This window comes from Amycolatopsis kentuckyensis (genome assembly GCF_002155975.1).
GTDB lineage: Bacteria > Actinomycetota > Actinomycetes > Mycobacteriales > Pseudonocardiaceae > Amycolatopsis > Amycolatopsis kentuckyensis.
This window is the reverse complement of sequence record NZ_MUMI01000001.1, coordinates 41,677-55,222: the sequence shown is the minus strand read 5'-3', so window position 1 is coordinate 55,222 and position 13,546 is coordinate 41,677. Positions and strand designations below refer to the sequence as shown.

Here is a 13,546-nt window from a genome sequence, read left to right as displayed (position 1 = left end):
CCCGCCGCGGGGGCGCCCCCCGGGTCCAGCGTATCGGCGCAAACCGACAACAACGGCGAAAGAACCCCCGCCCGAGCCGCTTTGTCCACATTGCCGTCGGGGCGTGGACAACCCGTCCGCACATTCACGGATATGAACACCACCCCCGTCGAACCTGTCGAACGCGGCCGCTCAGGGGCGCGCAACCGCCATAGGTAGGAAACTTAACCATCGGATGTTGAACCAATTAGCACCCACAACTACTCGCATTGTTGTGAAACTTTCCAAGATCTACCGCAGATACATCGGAGGTGTTACCGTCCAACCCCAGCCAGCGGAAAGGCGTGCCGCTCAGCGGGAAATGGAGGGCAACGTGGGACCGGAGCGCGGGCTCGAACAAAGCGGAACTCTCGAACGCGGGCTTGCCGTGCTGGAGCACGTCGGGCGGCACCAGGAGATTTCCACCAATGCGATCGCGCGGCAACTGGGGCTTTCCCGCAGCGCCGCCTACCGGATCGTCGGCACCCTCAAGAACCTCGAGTACCTCGAAGCCGACCAGGTCACCGGGCGGGTTCGGCTCGGCACGCGGCTCGTCGAGCTCGGGGCCCGCGCGATGGCCGCCACCGATCTGCACCGGTGTGCGCCTCGGTACCTCGCCTCGCTCGCCGAACGGTCCGGGGAGACCACCTACCTCGCCGTGCCCGACAACGACACCATGGTTTACGTCGCCACCGAACGCAGTGCCAGTGCCGTCACCCTCGCCTGCCGGCTCGGCACTCGGCGGCCGCAGCACGCGACGTCGCTCGGGAAAGCCTGGCTCGCCGCGCTGCCCGAGGCCGACCGGCTCGAACGCGTGCGGCGGATGAAGCTCGACTCGCTCACCCTCAAGACCATCATCGACCCGCACCGGCTGCTCGACGAGCTCGCGAAGACCAGCCGCCGCGGCTGGGCGATCGACGAGGTCGAAAACGAGCCCGACGTCGGGTGTGTCGCCGCCGCCGTGCGGGACCACTCCGGCCGGCCGATCGCCGCCATCAGCATTGCCGGGCCCGCGCCGCGCGTGCTGCGCCGGCTCGACGAACTCGGCGCCTCCGTGGCCGGGACCGCCGCCGCCCTGTCCCTGCGGCTCGGGTACGTCCGGAGCCGACCCGCCTGAGCACGAGACACCCCGGCAAAGGAGCCGACGTGACCTGGATCCAGGACTACCAGCCGGCGGGCGGGCTGTGGGTTTCCGCGCTGCTCGCCGCGCTCCCGATCATCGTGCTGCTGGTTTCGCTCGGGGTGATCCGGTTCTCCGCGCACCTGTCGGCAGCCCTCGCACTGGTGACGGCGCTCGGCGTCGCCCTGCTGCTCTACCGGATGCCGGCCGCGCTGGCGTTCGACTCGGCGGCCATGGGCGTCGTGTTCGGCGTGTGGTCGGTGGCCTGGATCGCCTTCCACGCCGTCTACTTCCACAACGTCACCGTCGCCACCGGCCGGTTCGACGCGATCAAGCGGGTGCTCGCCGGGTTCAGCGAGGACCGGCGGCTGCAGGCGCTGCTCATCGCGTTCAGCTTCGGCGCGCTGCTGGAAGGCGTCGCGGGCGGTGGGTCGCCGATCGCGATCACCGCGGCGATGATGGCCGCGCTCGGGTTCCCGCCGGTGAAGGCCGTCGTGCTGGCGCTGCTGGCGAACACCGCGCCGGTCGCCTTCGGCGGGCTGGGCAACCCGCTGATCGTGCTCGGCCGGCTGACCGCGCCGATCATGCACCTCAAGCAGGACCAGGCCACCGAGCTGTTCTCGGCGGCGGTCGGCCGCCAGGTTCCGGTGCTCGCGCTGATCATCCCGGCGTTCCTGGTCGTCGTCCTGGCCGGCTGGAAGCGCATGCTCGAGGTGTGGCCGGCGGTGCTGACCGCCGGGCTCGCTTTCGCGGCCATGCAGTTCGTCGCGTCCAACTACATCAGCGCCAGCCTGGTCGACGTCCTCGCCGCGCTCACCGCGATGGCCGCGCTGTGGATCCTGACCCGCTTCTGGCAGCCCGCGACGGTGTGGCGCTTCGAAGGCGAGGAAGCCACCCCGGCCAAGAGCCTCGGCGCCGCCCAGGCCGAGCGCGGCGCGCTGTACGCGTGGCTGCCCTACATCATCCTGATCCTGGCGATCTTCCTGTCGCGGATCGGCACCATCTTCAAGCACCTCCCCACCTGGCTCGACCTGACGAAGCTGCTGCACAAGGCCGACTGGGTCTTCGCCTGGCCGGGGCTGCACAACCACGTCGTCCAGCACCCGCCGATCACCGCGAAGAACGCGCCGTACGCGGCGACGCTGACCGTCGACTTCCTCTTCTCGCCCGGCACGGTCGCGCTGATCGCGGCGGTGCTCGCCGGGTTCGCGATGGGCGGGCGGCCGAAACTGCTGCTGACGACGTACCGGAAGACGCTGCACCAGATGCGCTGGGCGCTGGCGACGATCTTCCTGATCCTGGCGATCGCCTTCGTGATGAACTACTCCGGCGCGACGCAGACGCTGGGCCTGGCCCTGGCGACGACCGGTGTCGTCTTCCCGCTGTTCTCGGCCTACATCGGCTGGCTGGGCGTGTTCCTGACCGGGTCGGACGCGTCGACGAACAGCCTGTTCGGCCCGATGCAGGTGATCTCGGCGCAGCAGCTGGACCTCAACCCGATCCTGGCCGGCGCGACGAACACCTCGGGCGGCGTGATGGGCAAGATGATCTCGCCGCAGAACCTGTCGATCGGTGCGACGGCGATCGGGCAGAGCGGCAAGGAAGGCTCACTGCTGCGGCAGACGTTCCTGTGGTCGCTGCTGCTCACCGCGGTGGTCGGCGTGATTTCGCTCCTCCAGGCGACGATCCTGACGGCGATGATCCCGTCGCCCTAGGCTGGGCGGCATGAGCGAGGCACTGGCGTCCTTCGGCTACGAGCTCGGGATCCTGAAGCGCATCAGGAGATCGGGCTGGTGGCACGCGGGGGTCCGCGACCCGGAGTCGGTCGGCGAGCACAGCCTGCGCGCCGCCCAGCTCGCGGCGCTGCTCGCGGCGGAGGAAGGCGCGTCCCCGGAGCGGGCGGCCTTCCTCGCGCTGTGGCACGACACGCAGGAGACCCGCACGGGCGACCTGCCGCTGACGGCCGGCGACTACCTGCGCAAGCCGGAGCCGCGGCAGATCACCGCCGACCAGACGGCCTCGCTCCCCGAGCGGTCACGGGAGCTGGTTCGCGAGGCCGTCGACGAGTACGAGACCCGGACGTCGCCGGAAGCGTGGTGCGCCAAGGACGCGGACAAGCTGGAGATGCTGCTGCAGGCCCTGGAGTACCGGGACGTCGGCGTCCGGCCGGTCGGCGAGTGGATCGAGTCGGCGCGGAAGGGACTCAAGACGGAGACCGCCCGGAAGGTCGCCGAGGCGGCGATGACGCTGTCACCGCTCGCCTGGCGCGACCGCTAGCCCCGGGGCGGCATGACCATCGGGCGGCCGGTGCCGAGGCCGCCGTCCACCAGCACCGACGTCCCGGTGAGGTAGGAGAAGTCCGGCGACGCCAGGGCCACCACGGCGGCGGCGATCTCCTTCGGCTCGGCCATCCTCGGCAGGCCGTGGACGTTCAGCGGGCCCCACGCCCGCTTGAACTGCGCCCACTGGTCGTCGGGGATGCCGGGCGGGCGGACGAACGCGGTGTCCGTGGTCCCCGGGTCGATCGAAAGCACCCGGATCCCGTTGGCGCCGTAGTCGAGCGCGGCGGCTTTCACGATGCCCTGGATCGCCCGCTTGCTGGCGGTGTACGCCGCGTGTCCCGGCCGGGTGTGCTCGGCTTGCGACGACGCCGTGCAGATGATGACGCCACCGTGTTCGAGCAGGTGCGGGACCTCGTGCTTGATCGCGAGGAACACCCCGCGCGCGTTGGTCCGCTGGACGTCTTCCCATTCGTCGAGGCTGATTTCGTGCACCGGCTTGGCGACGGAGATGCCCGCGTTGTTGAACGCGATGTCCAGCCGCCCCCAGCGGCGCACCACCGCGTCCACAAAGGACTCGACCTGTGCCGGCTCGCGGACGTCGGCCCGGACGTAGAATCCGCGGCCGCGCAGCTCGCGCTCCACCTCGCGGCCGAGTTCCGCGCGCCGGCCGCAGAACCCCACCCGGGCGCCCTGGGCCGCGAACGCGAGCGCGGCCTCGCGCCCGATGCCCGAGGTGGCGCCGGTGATCAGCACGACCTTGCCGTCGAACCGGCCCTTGGCGGCAGCCGCGGCGCTCGCCGACGGCCCGGCGAGCACGGCCGCCACACCCGCGGCGCCGCCGCCCAGGACAGCCCGCCTGTTCACAGTCTTCCCCACAGTTCCCTCCAGTCGGATAGTTTGACTATCTGAAATGGAGAGTATTGCTATCCGCCTGAGGCCGGTCTCAGCCGGCGACCGCCGTCGCGCGGTCCAGCAGCAGGGCGCGTTCGCGGGAGTTCTCCGTCATCTCCGCCGCCCGGCGGAACTCCCGCTCGGCTTCCGCGCGCCGGCCGAGCTTCTCCAGCAGGTCGCCGCGGACGCTCGGCAGCAGGTGGTAGTCCTTCAGCGCCGGGTCGTCGGCGACCGCGTCGACCACTTCCAGGCCCGCGGACGGCCCGTACGCCATCGCCACCGCGACCCCGCGGTTCAGCTCGATCACCGGGGACGGCTGGAGTTTGCCGAGACCTTCGTAGAGCGCCGCGATGCGGGCCCAGTCCGTCTCCTCGGCCGTGCGCGCCCGGGCGTGGCAGGCCGCGATCGCCGCCTGGGCGGAGTACGGGCCGTACGCGCCCTCGGCGATCTGCTCGGACAACGCCAGCGCGGCGAGGCCGTGCTGGATCAGGAACCGGTCCCAGCGGGCACGGTCCTGGTCCAGCAGGAGCACCGGTTCGCCGTTCGGGCCGGTGCGGGCCTTCGCGCGGGACGCCTGCAGCTCCATCAGCGCGACCAGGCCGTGGACCTCCGACTCGCCCGGCATCAGGCCGGCGAGCACGCGGCCGAGCCGCATCGCCTCTTCGCAGAGGGCCGGCCGCATCCAGTCGTCGCCGCGGGTGGCCGAGTAGCCCTCGTTGAACACGAGGTAGAGGACTTCGAGCACGGACGACAGCCGGGCGACGCGTTCGTCGCCCTCCGGCACCTCGAAGGGCACCTTCGCCGCGGCGAGGGCCTTCTTCGCCCGGACGATCCGCTGGGCGATCGTCGATTCGCGGACCAGGAAGGCGCGCGCGATCTCGTCGGTGGTCAGGCCGCCGACCATGCGCAGCGTCAGCGCGACCCGGGCCTGCGTGTTCAGCACCGGGTGGCAGGCGACGAACAGCAGGCGGAGGACGTCGTCCTCGATGTGGTCGTCGAGCGCGGCGTCGAAGTCGGGCAGGACACCGTCGCCGAGCCGCTGATCGCGCCCGACTTCCTCGAGTTTCTCCGCGTACCGCTCGTTGCGGCGGAACTGGTCGACCGCACGGCGCTTGGCGATCGTCATCAGCCAGGCGCCGGGGTTGCGGGGGACGCCGGCGTCCGGCCACTGCTCCAGCGCCGCGACCAGCGCGTCCTGCGCCAGTTCTTCGGCGAGACCGACGTCGCCGCGAGCCATCCGGGCCAGGCCCGCGATGAGCCGCGGCGACTCGATCCGCCAGACCGTTTCGACCGTTCTCCGGGCGTCCGCAACCGTCACCCGGCCATCAGACAGGGTGATCTTGCCCGGTGCAACCCACTACTCGTCGATCGGGCGGATCTCCAGCACGCCCTCGCCCGGGCCGAGGTTGGGGACCTGCTTCATCAGCTCGACGATCTCTTCGAGGGACTCGCCCTTGAGCACCCAGAACCCGGCGATCAGCTCCTTGGTCTCCGCGAACGGGCCGTCGATGACCTTGGGCTCCGCGTCGCCTTCGAACAGGACGCGCGAACCGTCCGCGCTGGACGTGAGCCCCTCGGCGAGTTCGATCCGGCCCTCGGCGAACAGCCGCTCGTTGAACTTCGTCATCTCGGTCAGCTCTTCGGCGCTGGGCTGGAACCCGGCCGCCTCCGATTCGGGGCTCGCCTTGACGATCACCAGGAACCGCATGTCACGCCTGCCCGGCGGACTGCGCCCGCAGCCGGCCTTCCAGTTCGACGACTTCCGGCGTCATGTTCTCGAAGTCCGACGCCTCGGCGACCCGGCGGATCTCGACCTCACCGGCCTGGCCCTCGGGGTTGGGCATCCGCTTGATCCACTCGATGCACTCTTCGCGGTCCCGGCACTGGAGGATCCAGAAGCCGCCGACGAGCTCCTTGGTCTCGGCGAACGGACCGTCGACGACCTTGGGCTCCTCGGTGCCGGAGAAGACGACCCGCGCGCCCTGCGAGCTCGGCGTGAGCCCTTCACCGGCGAGCAGGACGCCGGCCTTGACCAGCTCTTCGTTGAACTTCCCCATCTCCTCGAGCAGCTCGGCGCTGGGGCCCTTGCCCGCCTCGGAGTCTTCGTTGGTCTTGACGATCACCATGAACCGCATCGCGGTCTCCCTTCGTTCGCTTCTGCCTACGCGTCGAACGGCCGGGCGCCGGATCGACAGCCGCCGCCGAAAAGTTTTGGCGCGGGAAAACTAGCAGCTCAGGGCCGATTCCGGGGGACAATCCGGACAGGCGTGCCCGGTCCCGGGAGTAAGCTGCCGGCCTGCGGCAGAGCGGGGAGGGCCACGTGGCGGAGCGCGTACGGCAGGGGGAGCGCCGGTACATCGTCCGGCTCCCGGCGGACCGGCCAGGCCAGGCAGGCAAGCCCGGCTTCCCGGTTTGGGACAAGTCCGTGCGGCGAGTCCGGCGGCGGTACCCGCGCGCCGTCGAGATCCGGCGAGCGACCGAAGACCGGCCGCGCCGCCTGGCACGCGCCGGCCGGCAGTTGTGGCGAGGCGCGGCCTCCGCCTGGCGCTGGACCCGGAACCGCGACGCCAAGCCCTGGTGAGGGCCGGGCCCCGGCTAACCTGCCGTCGTGGCGGTACTCCCCGATGATCTCTCCTCCGCGCTCGACGACGAGCTGGCCCGGCACCCCGTGGCTCGGCTGACCCAGTCCGTCGATCGCCTCAGCGCGCGCTACCGCCAAGGTGACGCGGCCACTTCGCCGATCCTCAGCTCCGAAGCCGACGTCGCCGCGTACGCGGGCTACCGCATGCCGGCCACCTACGCCGCTGTACACGCTGTGCTCGCCGAAGCCGCGTTGCGTGCTCCCGGCTTCGAACCACGTACGCAGATCGACGTCGGCGGGGGTACTGGTGCCGCCGTGTGGGCCGCCGTGGACGTGTGGCCGTCGCTGGCCCAGTGCACCGTGCTGGAGCAGGTGGCCGGGGCCATCGGGCTCGGCAAGCGGCTCGCCGCCGGCAGCGGCCGGACCGCGGTCCGCGACGCCGAGTGGCGGCGCGGGTTCGTCGACCCCGCCTCGCCCGCCCCGGACGCCGACCTCGTCACGCTGTCCTACGTGCTCGGCGAGCTCCCGGAAGCCACTCGCCCCGGCGTGGTGCGCTGGCTTGCGGCGAAGGCCGGGGCGGTCGCCCTGATCGAGCCCGGCACACCGGCCGGCTACGAGCGGATCCGCGCCGCCCGCGCCGAGCTGATCGAACTCGGCCTGCACGTCGTCGCGCCGTGTCCGCACGATGCCGCCTGCCCGATCGTGCCCGGCCAGGACTGGTGCCACTTCTCCGCGCGGCTCCCGCGCTCCGGCCTGCACCGGCGGCTCAAGGCCGGCACCCTCGGGTTCGAGGACGAGAAGTTCGCCTACGTCGTCGCGGCGCGGACCACGCCCGAGCGGGCGGACGCGCGGATCATCCGGCACCCGAAGAAGCACAAGGGCTGGGTCGCGCTCGACCTGTGCACGGCTTCCGAAGGGCTGAAGCCCGGGGTCGCCGTCTCGAAGAAGCAGGGCCCGCGGTACCGCGCCGCCCGGGACGCCGAGTGGGGCGACGGCTGGTCTTCCGCCTGATCCGGTGGCAGGGCGGCTAAGGCATCCGGACCGTCCGCAGGAACGCCGGCAGCAGCCACGGCCGCGGACCGCCGATGCGCAGGCCGCCGAGCAACACCGCGCGGACGCGGGAAATGCGGCCGAACATCATCGGCACCAGGATCGCCGGGTCGAACCGGAGCCGGACGTCCGCGGTGCCGTCCGGTCGCTCGTACCGCAGCCTTCCGTGCTGGAGCGCCAGTACCGCCGGGCTCGTGTACGCCGACCGGAACTCCACCGCGATGCGGCGGGGTGACGGTGTCGCGTCGTCGAGGAGGTGGCCCATGTCGTTGCGGACCATGCCGAACAGGAACAGCTCGAGGAACAGCGCCTCCAGCCGCGCGGGGATGCGCCACGGCTGCCCGAGCACCCGGGCGATGTCGAGGCCGTGGATCAGCATCTCGTTGACCAGGTGCGCGAGGACGCCCGCGACCGGCACCCGGGAGCCGCCCAGCCACCACACCGGCTTCTCCGGGTCCAGGTCCGCGCTGACCAGCAGCACCTCGGCGAGGTCCGCGCGCAGCCGCGCGGCCAGGCGGACCGGGTCGCGCTCCGGGTAGAGCTCCAGCGCGAGCGCGTTCATCCGGGAGATCGTGTCGACGCTCGCCGCGTCGATCGGCTCTTCCAGGCCCGGCAGCGGGAGCGGGCCGCCGTCGCCGCGGATCATCGCCGTGTACATCAGCGCGATCATCCCCACGTGGGACGCCGCTTCGCCGATCGTCCACTCACCGAGCGCTCTCGCGTGCGGGTCGCCGACGCCGGTCAGCAGGTCCGCGAACCGGCCGCCGACCTCGGGCAGGGCCGCGCGCACCTGGTGCCACTGTTCGACCGTCACGGTTTCCGACGCTAGCCCGCGGGCACGCCGGTCCGGATCTCCGAAGGTGCGGTTATCTTCTGGACATGGCCCGGATCCTGCCCCGGTCGACCCGGTGGCGGGTCGCCCTCTTCGCCGCCCTCGCGTCGGCGCTCGTCCTCGGCCTCGGGTCGTACTGGTTCGTGAGCACCCTGCAAAGCGGCCTCGTGAACAACGCCGATTCCCGGGCCAGCGACAAGGTCGACACACTGCTCGCGCTGCTGAACTCGAGGGTCGCCCCGGCCGACGTGCCGAAGCGGTACCCCAAGGGCGGCGGGTACATGATCAGCCTGGAGGCGGCCGACTGCTCGATGGGCAGCACGAAGAAGTTCTCCGACGGCGAACCGGTCCGGGTCTACGGGCCGAACTGCGTCATCGTCGAGCCGTTCGGCCTCGACGACCAGCTCTACCGCACCGCGCGGACGAAAGACCGCCGCTACGCCGTCTTGTCCGCGGAGAAGCTCGACCCGGTCGGCCTCGAAACCGTGGCCACCGCCCGGCGGATCCTTTGGGGCGGGGTGCCCGCGGCGTCCCTGTTCATCGGCGCCGTCGCCTGGTTCGCCGTGCGGCGGTCGCTGCGCGCGGTCGGGACCATCCGGGCCGAGGTCGACGGGATCCGCGCGCGGGACCTCGGCCGCCGCGTGCCGGTGCCCGACTCCGGTGACGAGATCACCGAGCTCGCCGTCACGATGAACGCGATGCTGGCGCGGCTCGACCGGTCCGTGCAGCGGCAGAGCCAGTTCACCGCGGACGCCTCGCACGAGCTCCGCACGCCGCTGGCGTCGATGCGCACCCAGCTCGAGGTCCAGCTCGCCCACCCCGACCGGCTCGACTGGCGCCACAGCTTCGAGAACGCCGTGCTGGACGTGTCGCGGATGGAGACCCTCACCGGGGACCTGCTGCTGCTCAGCAAGCTGGACGCCGACCAGCCGGCCGGGACCACCCGGATCGCGCTCGCGGACCTCGTCACCGGGCACCTGGCCGCGCGGCTCCCCCGCGACGGCGTCGAGGTGCGCCCGGACCTCCAGGCCGACCCGGTGGTCCAGGGGCACTCGGGACGCCTGGAGCGCGTGCTGCGCAACCTCGTCGACAACGCGGAGCGGCACGCGCGCAGCCGGGTGACGATCGCGCTCAGCGAGGTCGGCGGCCAGGCCGTGCTGACCGTCCGCGACGACGGCCCGGGCATCCCGGCCGACCAGCGTGAGCGCGTCTTCGACCGGTTCGTCCGGCTCGACGACGACCGTGCGCGCGAGGACGACGGCGGCTCCGGGCTCGGGCTGGCGATCGCCGCGGAGATCGCGCGGACGCACGGCGGCACGCTGCGCGTCGCCGAGAGCACGGCCGGCGCCTGCCTGGAGCTGCGCTTGCCGCTTGCCTGAAGACTTCTTCAGCCTGCTTAAGCTTCGGTTCAGCGTGGCCGCAAGAGCATCCCGCCATGCTGATCGACTTCGCGCCGGCTCCGGCGCGCACGCGCGAAAGCCGCGCGGTCCCCTACGTCGTCGCCGCGGTCGCCTTCGCCGGGTACGCCGCCTGGTCGCTGCAGCGGCTGCGGACGTTCGACGCGAGCGGGTTCGACCTGGGGATCTTCGAACAGGCGGTGCGGTCCTACGCGCACGGCCACTGGCCGGTGTCGGACCTGCTCGGCGCGGACTGGCCGACGCTCGGCGACCACTTCCACCCGATCCTGGCGCTGCTGGCGCCGTTCTACCTGCTGTGGCCGTCGCCGGGGTGCCTGCTGGTCGCGCAGGCGCTGCTGTTCGCGCTGTCCGCGGTGCCGGTGACGCGGTGCGCGATCCGGCTGCTCGGCGCCCGCCGGGGTGCGCTCGCCGGCGCCGGGTACGTGCTGTCGTGGGGGCTGCTGTCCGCGGTGAACTTCGACTTCCACGAGGTCTGCTTCGCCGTTCCGATGCTGGCCTTCACCGCCGAGCACCTGCTGCACGAGCGGTGGCGGGCGGCGGTCTGGTGCGCGCTGCCGCTGGTGCTGGTCAAGGAGGACCTGCCGCTGACGCTCGCCGCCGTCGGCGTGGTGCTGGTGCTCAACCGGCAGCGGCGGCTCGGCTGGACGGTGATCGTCTTCGGCGTCGTCACGTCCGCGCTGCTGTTCCTGGTCGTCTTGCCCGCGCTGAACCCCGGTGGCGCGTACGCGCACGGCAGCGGCTTCAACCCGTTCGGCGGGGCGATCGTCAAGGTGTCGATGCTGCTGGCCCTGCTGGCGCCGACGGCGTTCGCGGCCCTGCGCTCGCCGCTGCTCGTCCTGGCGGTGCCGACGCTGCTGTGGCGGCTGGTCTCGGCGAACGACCGCTACTGGGGCATGGGCTACCACTACAGCGCGGTGCTGATGCCGATCGTGTTCCTCGCCGGTGTGCACGGCGCCCGCCGGTTCGGCGGCTTCAAGCGGTACCTGCCGGTGTGCGCGGTGGTCGCCGGGCTGGCGTCGCTCGGCCTGCAGGCGGCGCACCTCACCGACGGCGTCTGGACGCCGGCGCAGCGGGCCGGGATCACCGCGGTCCTGGCGCGGATCCCCGACGGCGCGACGGTCCTGGCGTCCAACCGCCTGGCCCCGCACCTGACGTCCCGCTGCACGGTGCTGTTCTTCGACGGCGTGACGAACGAGCGGCCGGAGTGGGTGGTCGTGGCGCAGCCGGAACAGTCCTGGCCGACGACGCTCGCGACGAAGGCCGCGGCGCTGACCGAGCTGGCGGACGAGGGGTACCTGCGCGTCGACGGGACGGACTCCGTCGTGCTGCTCCACCGTGAGTAGGAAACTCGCAGCGGTAACCGGCCAGTCGGGGGGCGTGCCGGCCGGTTACCGCCGCACCGAGGAAGAGGGAACCCTGCGCCAGGAATGACGCGCGGCCCCGCGCTTCACTCGATCGAGTGACGTCAGGCCGGATCGGCCAGAATGCCGTTGACATACGAGCCCGGGTGGGTGGCCGCGTCCTTGCGGAGCACAGGCAGGTCCGCCGGCCAGTCCGCGGACAGCGGCCGGGTCTGGCCGGGCGGGATCGTGTTCAGCTTCGCCGGCGTCCAGGACTTCCCGCCCTCGGCCGGGGTCAGCACGGTGACGGTCGCCGAAGCCGTGGTCCCGGGCGTCACCTCGTTGTGCTGCACGCCGTTGTCGACGCGCGGCAGGTGGTAGACCGCGCCGAACACCGGGTCGTCCGGGCCGACGAGGTCGACGCCGGGCACGCCGTACAGGCCGGGGCTCTTCTCCTCCGGCTTGCCCAGGGCGATCGAGAGGTCCGCCGTCGTGCACCGGGCGTGCCGGACGTCTTCGCCGCGGCGGGCTCGGGGGCCGCCGCGGCGCCGGCGCCCGTGCCGCCGTTCGAAGCGGGTGCCTCCCTGCGCCGAATGATCGAACTCGTCTCCGGAAGATTTCCGGCGGGCCCACGGGGATGCGGCGGAATGGGGTCGATCACCGGAAAGCCACCCCGGCCGCGACCGGACGTCGAAAAGGAGGTCAGCTGCGGCCGAAGCAGACGAACGGCATCAGCGGTTCCGCCTGGGCCGCGTCCGCGAGCGCCCGGGCCGGGGGCGTGCCCGCGGCCAGCGCCTTGTGGAACGCCAGCATCACGCCGCCCGCCGTGCGGTCGTCGACGCGGGCCACGCTCGAGACCACCGTGCGGCTGCCGCCGTAGAGCAGCGCCGCCGTGAAGCCCAGGACCTCGTCGCCCGCCCGGACCACCGCCTGGCCAACGTCGCACGAAGACAGCACCACCTGCTCCGGGGCCGTCGCCAGCTGCTGGACGTCGTAGGCCATCAGCGGCCCGTCGGCCAGGTTGAGCCGGGAAAACAGCACGTTCTCCTGCTCGTGGTGACCGTGCGCGGCGAAGTGGGCCAGGCGGCAGCCGTCGAACGCCTTGAGCGTCGCCGCGACCGTGGCGTCCGGGCCGGTCAGGACCTCGGCGTCCGGGTACAGCGGCGCCAGCCGGGCGACTTCGGCTTCGGCGTGGGTCAGGTCGGAACCCGCGACGAGCAGCGGCGCACCGGTCGCCCGGCCGGCCCGGGAGCCCGCGTCGAACCAGGCCGACGACGACGGCGTGACCGTCACCGGGCGGCCGTGCAGCGTCGGCAGCAGCCCCCACGGGATCGCCGAAAGCGCGCCGGTCGGCACGACGACGACGTCGAGGTCGCCGAGCCGGGGTCCCAGCGGGGCCAGCAGGATCCGGTCCAGCGCGGTGACCTGCGTCCGCACCGAGCGGCGGATCACCTGGTCCAGCTGCGGCGGCAGCTGGCGCCCGCACAACGCGTCGAGGTCGCTGTGGAGCCGCGCGACCGGCTCCGCGACCGCCGACGCCGGGCCGAGCTCGACCAGCGCCACCCGGTGGTTGGCGATCACCTGCGCGCACAACGCGCCGCGGTCGGCGAGGAAGCAGACCATCGCGCTGCCGGTCGCCGCGAGCTCGTCGCCGATTTCGCGCAGCTTCGCCTCGGCGTGGTCGGCGTCGACGCCCTCGGCCTGCCAGCCTTTGGCGCGGATTTCCCGTTCCAGCGCGGCACACCGCTTCACGGCCTGGGTGTCCGGCTTCCCGGCCAGCTCGCCCGCGCGGATCTGCATCGAGAGGAACCTCAGCTCGGCGACGGCGTCGACCGTCTCCGGGTGGGCCGGCGGGCGCACCGGCCGGAACCGGAACGCCTGCGCGCGCGAGCGGTCCAGCCAGCGGAACACCACACCCGGCGAGCGCTGGGCGAGCGCGGCGGCGAGCCCCGCGGCGGCGAGTTCCTTGCCCAGCGACGTCGTCCCGGTCTGCAGGTCGACGCTGCCGAACCGG

General features: G+C 72.2%; 14 protein-coding genes. 7 read left to right on the top strand and 7 right to left on the bottom strand.

Going from position 1 to position 13,546, the window contains the following annotated elements; all coding sequences use genetic code 11:
- Positions 1 to 352: 352 nt before the first annotated feature.
- From CCN39_RS00220 to CCN39_RS00210, 3 genes are read left to right on the top strand one after another with little or no spacing between them, the layout of a single operon-like run.
- Positions 353 to 1,135 carry an IclR family transcriptional regulator gene (locus tag CCN39_RS00220; protein ID WP_086837775.1) on the top strand — a complete coding sequence of 261 codons (783 nt, stop codon included), beginning with the start codon at positions 353 to 355 and terminating at the stop codon, positions 1,133 to 1,135.
- Between the two features lie 29 nt (positions 1,136 to 1,164).
- On the top strand, positions 1,165 to 2,853 hold the full coding sequence (locus tag CCN39_RS00215) for an L-lactate permease (RefSeq protein WP_086837771.1): 1,689 nt from the start codon (positions 1,165 to 1,167) through the stop codon (positions 2,851 to 2,853).
- A gap of 10 nt (positions 2,854 to 2,863) precedes the next feature.
- A complete protein-coding gene (locus tag CCN39_RS00210) occupies positions 2,864 to 3,415 on the top strand; it encodes an HD domain-containing protein (RefSeq protein ID WP_086837770.1) in 552 nt (183 codons plus the stop codon).
- Here the strand turns inward: CCN39_RS00210 and CCN39_RS00205 are convergent.
- The 4 genes from CCN39_RS00205 to CCN39_RS00190 all read right to left on the bottom strand — a co-directional run bounded on the left by CCN39_RS00205 (position 3,412) and on the right by CCN39_RS00190 (position 6,446).
- Positions 3,412 to 4,284 (bottom strand): SDR family NAD(P)-dependent oxidoreductase, encoded by an 873-nt coding sequence (locus CCN39_RS00205; RefSeq protein ID WP_244210548.1) that lies wholly within the window; start codon positions 4,282 to 4,284, stop codon positions 3,412 to 3,414. The genes CCN39_RS00210 and CCN39_RS00205 overlap by 4 nt on opposite strands.
- A gap of 79 nt (positions 4,285 to 4,363) precedes the next feature.
- Complete coding sequence (locus CCN39_RS00200; RefSeq protein WP_086837768.1) at positions 4,364 to 5,629, bottom strand: RNA polymerase sigma factor; 1,266 nt, start codon at positions 5,627 to 5,629, stop codon at positions 4,364 to 4,366.
- 39 nt (positions 5,630 to 5,668) lie between these two features.
- Entirely contained in the window at positions 5,669 to 6,019 is a 351-nt protein-coding gene (locus tag CCN39_RS00195) for a YciI family protein (RefSeq protein ID WP_086837767.1), read from the bottom strand.
- Between the two features lies 1 nt (position 6,020).
- Complete coding sequence (locus CCN39_RS00190) at positions 6,021 to 6,446, bottom strand: YciI family protein (RefSeq protein ID WP_086837766.1); 426 nt, start codon at positions 6,444 to 6,446, stop codon at positions 6,021 to 6,023.
- A 185-nt stretch (positions 6,447 to 6,631) separates the two neighbouring features.
- On the opposite strand from CCN39_RS00190, the gene CCN39_RS00185 reads away from it, so the two are divergent.
- Both CCN39_RS00185 and CCN39_RS00180 read left to right on the top strand, forming a co-directional pair.
- On the top strand, positions 6,632 to 6,892 hold the full coding sequence (locus CCN39_RS00185) for a hypothetical protein (protein ID WP_086837765.1): 261 nt from the start codon (positions 6,632 to 6,634) through the stop codon (positions 6,890 to 6,892).
- Positions 6,893 to 6,919: 27 nt separating this feature from the next.
- Complete coding sequence (locus CCN39_RS00180; protein ID WP_086837764.1) at positions 6,920 to 7,903, top strand: small ribosomal subunit Rsm22 family protein; 984 nt, start codon at positions 6,920 to 6,922, stop codon at positions 7,901 to 7,903.
- 16 nt (positions 7,904 to 7,919) lie between these two features.
- Here CCN39_RS00180 and CCN39_RS00175 read toward each other — a convergent pair whose 3' ends face one another.
- Positions 7,920 to 8,756, bottom strand: a complete 837-nt coding sequence (locus tag CCN39_RS00175; protein ID WP_086837763.1) for a maleylpyruvate isomerase family mycothiol-dependent enzyme — start codon at positions 8,754 to 8,756, stop codon at positions 7,920 to 7,922.
- Between the two features lie 65 nt (positions 8,757 to 8,821).
- On the opposite strand from CCN39_RS00175, the gene CCN39_RS00170 reads away from it, so the two are divergent.
- Together CCN39_RS00170 and CCN39_RS00165 are read left to right on the top strand one after the other, a co-directional pair.
- The gene (locus tag CCN39_RS00170; RefSeq protein WP_086837762.1) at positions 8,822 to 10,153 is read left to right on the top strand and encodes a sensor histidine kinase; all 1,332 of its coding nucleotides are present in this window, start codon (positions 8,822 to 8,824) and stop codon (positions 10,151 to 10,153) included.
- A gap of 56 nt (positions 10,154 to 10,209) precedes the next feature.
- Entirely contained in the window at positions 10,210 to 11,535 is a 1,326-nt protein-coding gene (locus tag CCN39_RS00165) for a DUF2079 domain-containing protein (RefSeq protein WP_086837761.1), read from the top strand.
- Between the two features lie 122 nt (positions 11,536 to 11,657).
- On the opposite strand, the gene CCN39_RS00160 is transcribed toward CCN39_RS00165, so the two are convergent.
- Together CCN39_RS00160 and CCN39_RS51465 are read right to left on the bottom strand one after the other, a co-directional pair.
- The gene (locus CCN39_RS00160) at positions 11,658 to 11,963 is read right to left on the bottom strand and encodes a DUF4232 domain-containing protein (RefSeq protein ID WP_244210547.1); all 306 of its coding nucleotides are present in this window, start codon (positions 11,961 to 11,963) and stop codon (positions 11,658 to 11,660) included.
- Between the two features lie 271 nt (positions 11,964 to 12,234).
- Positions 12,235 to 13,443, bottom strand: a complete 1,209-nt coding sequence (locus CCN39_RS51465; RefSeq protein ID WP_244210546.1) for a CHAT domain-containing protein — start codon at positions 13,441 to 13,443, stop codon at positions 12,235 to 12,237.
- Between the last annotated feature and the right edge of the window lie 103 nt (positions 13,444 to 13,546).

What these genes read in the sequence shown, in the direction of transcription:
- CCN39_RS00210 (WP_086837770.1), top strand. Translation starts at nt 2,864, where the DNA reads ATGAGCGAGGCACTGGCGTCCTTCGGCTACGAGCTCGGGATCCTGAAG.
- CCN39_RS00195 (WP_086837767.1), bottom strand. Translation starts at nt 6,019, where the DNA reads ATGCGGTTCCTGGTGATCGTCAAGGCGAGCCCCGAATCGGAGGCGGCC.
- CCN39_RS00190 (WP_086837766.1), bottom strand. Translation starts at nt 6,446, where the DNA reads ATGCGGTTCATGGTGATCGTCAAGACCAACGAAGACTCCGAGGCGGGC.
- CCN39_RS00170 (WP_086837762.1), top strand. Translation starts at nt 8,822, where the DNA reads ATGGCCCGGATCCTGCCCCGGTCGACCCGGTGGCGGGTCGCCCTCTTC.
- CCN39_RS00165 (WP_086837761.1), top strand. Translation starts at nt 10,210, where the DNA reads ATGCTGATCGACTTCGCGCCGGCTCCGGCGCGCACGCGCGAAAGCCGC.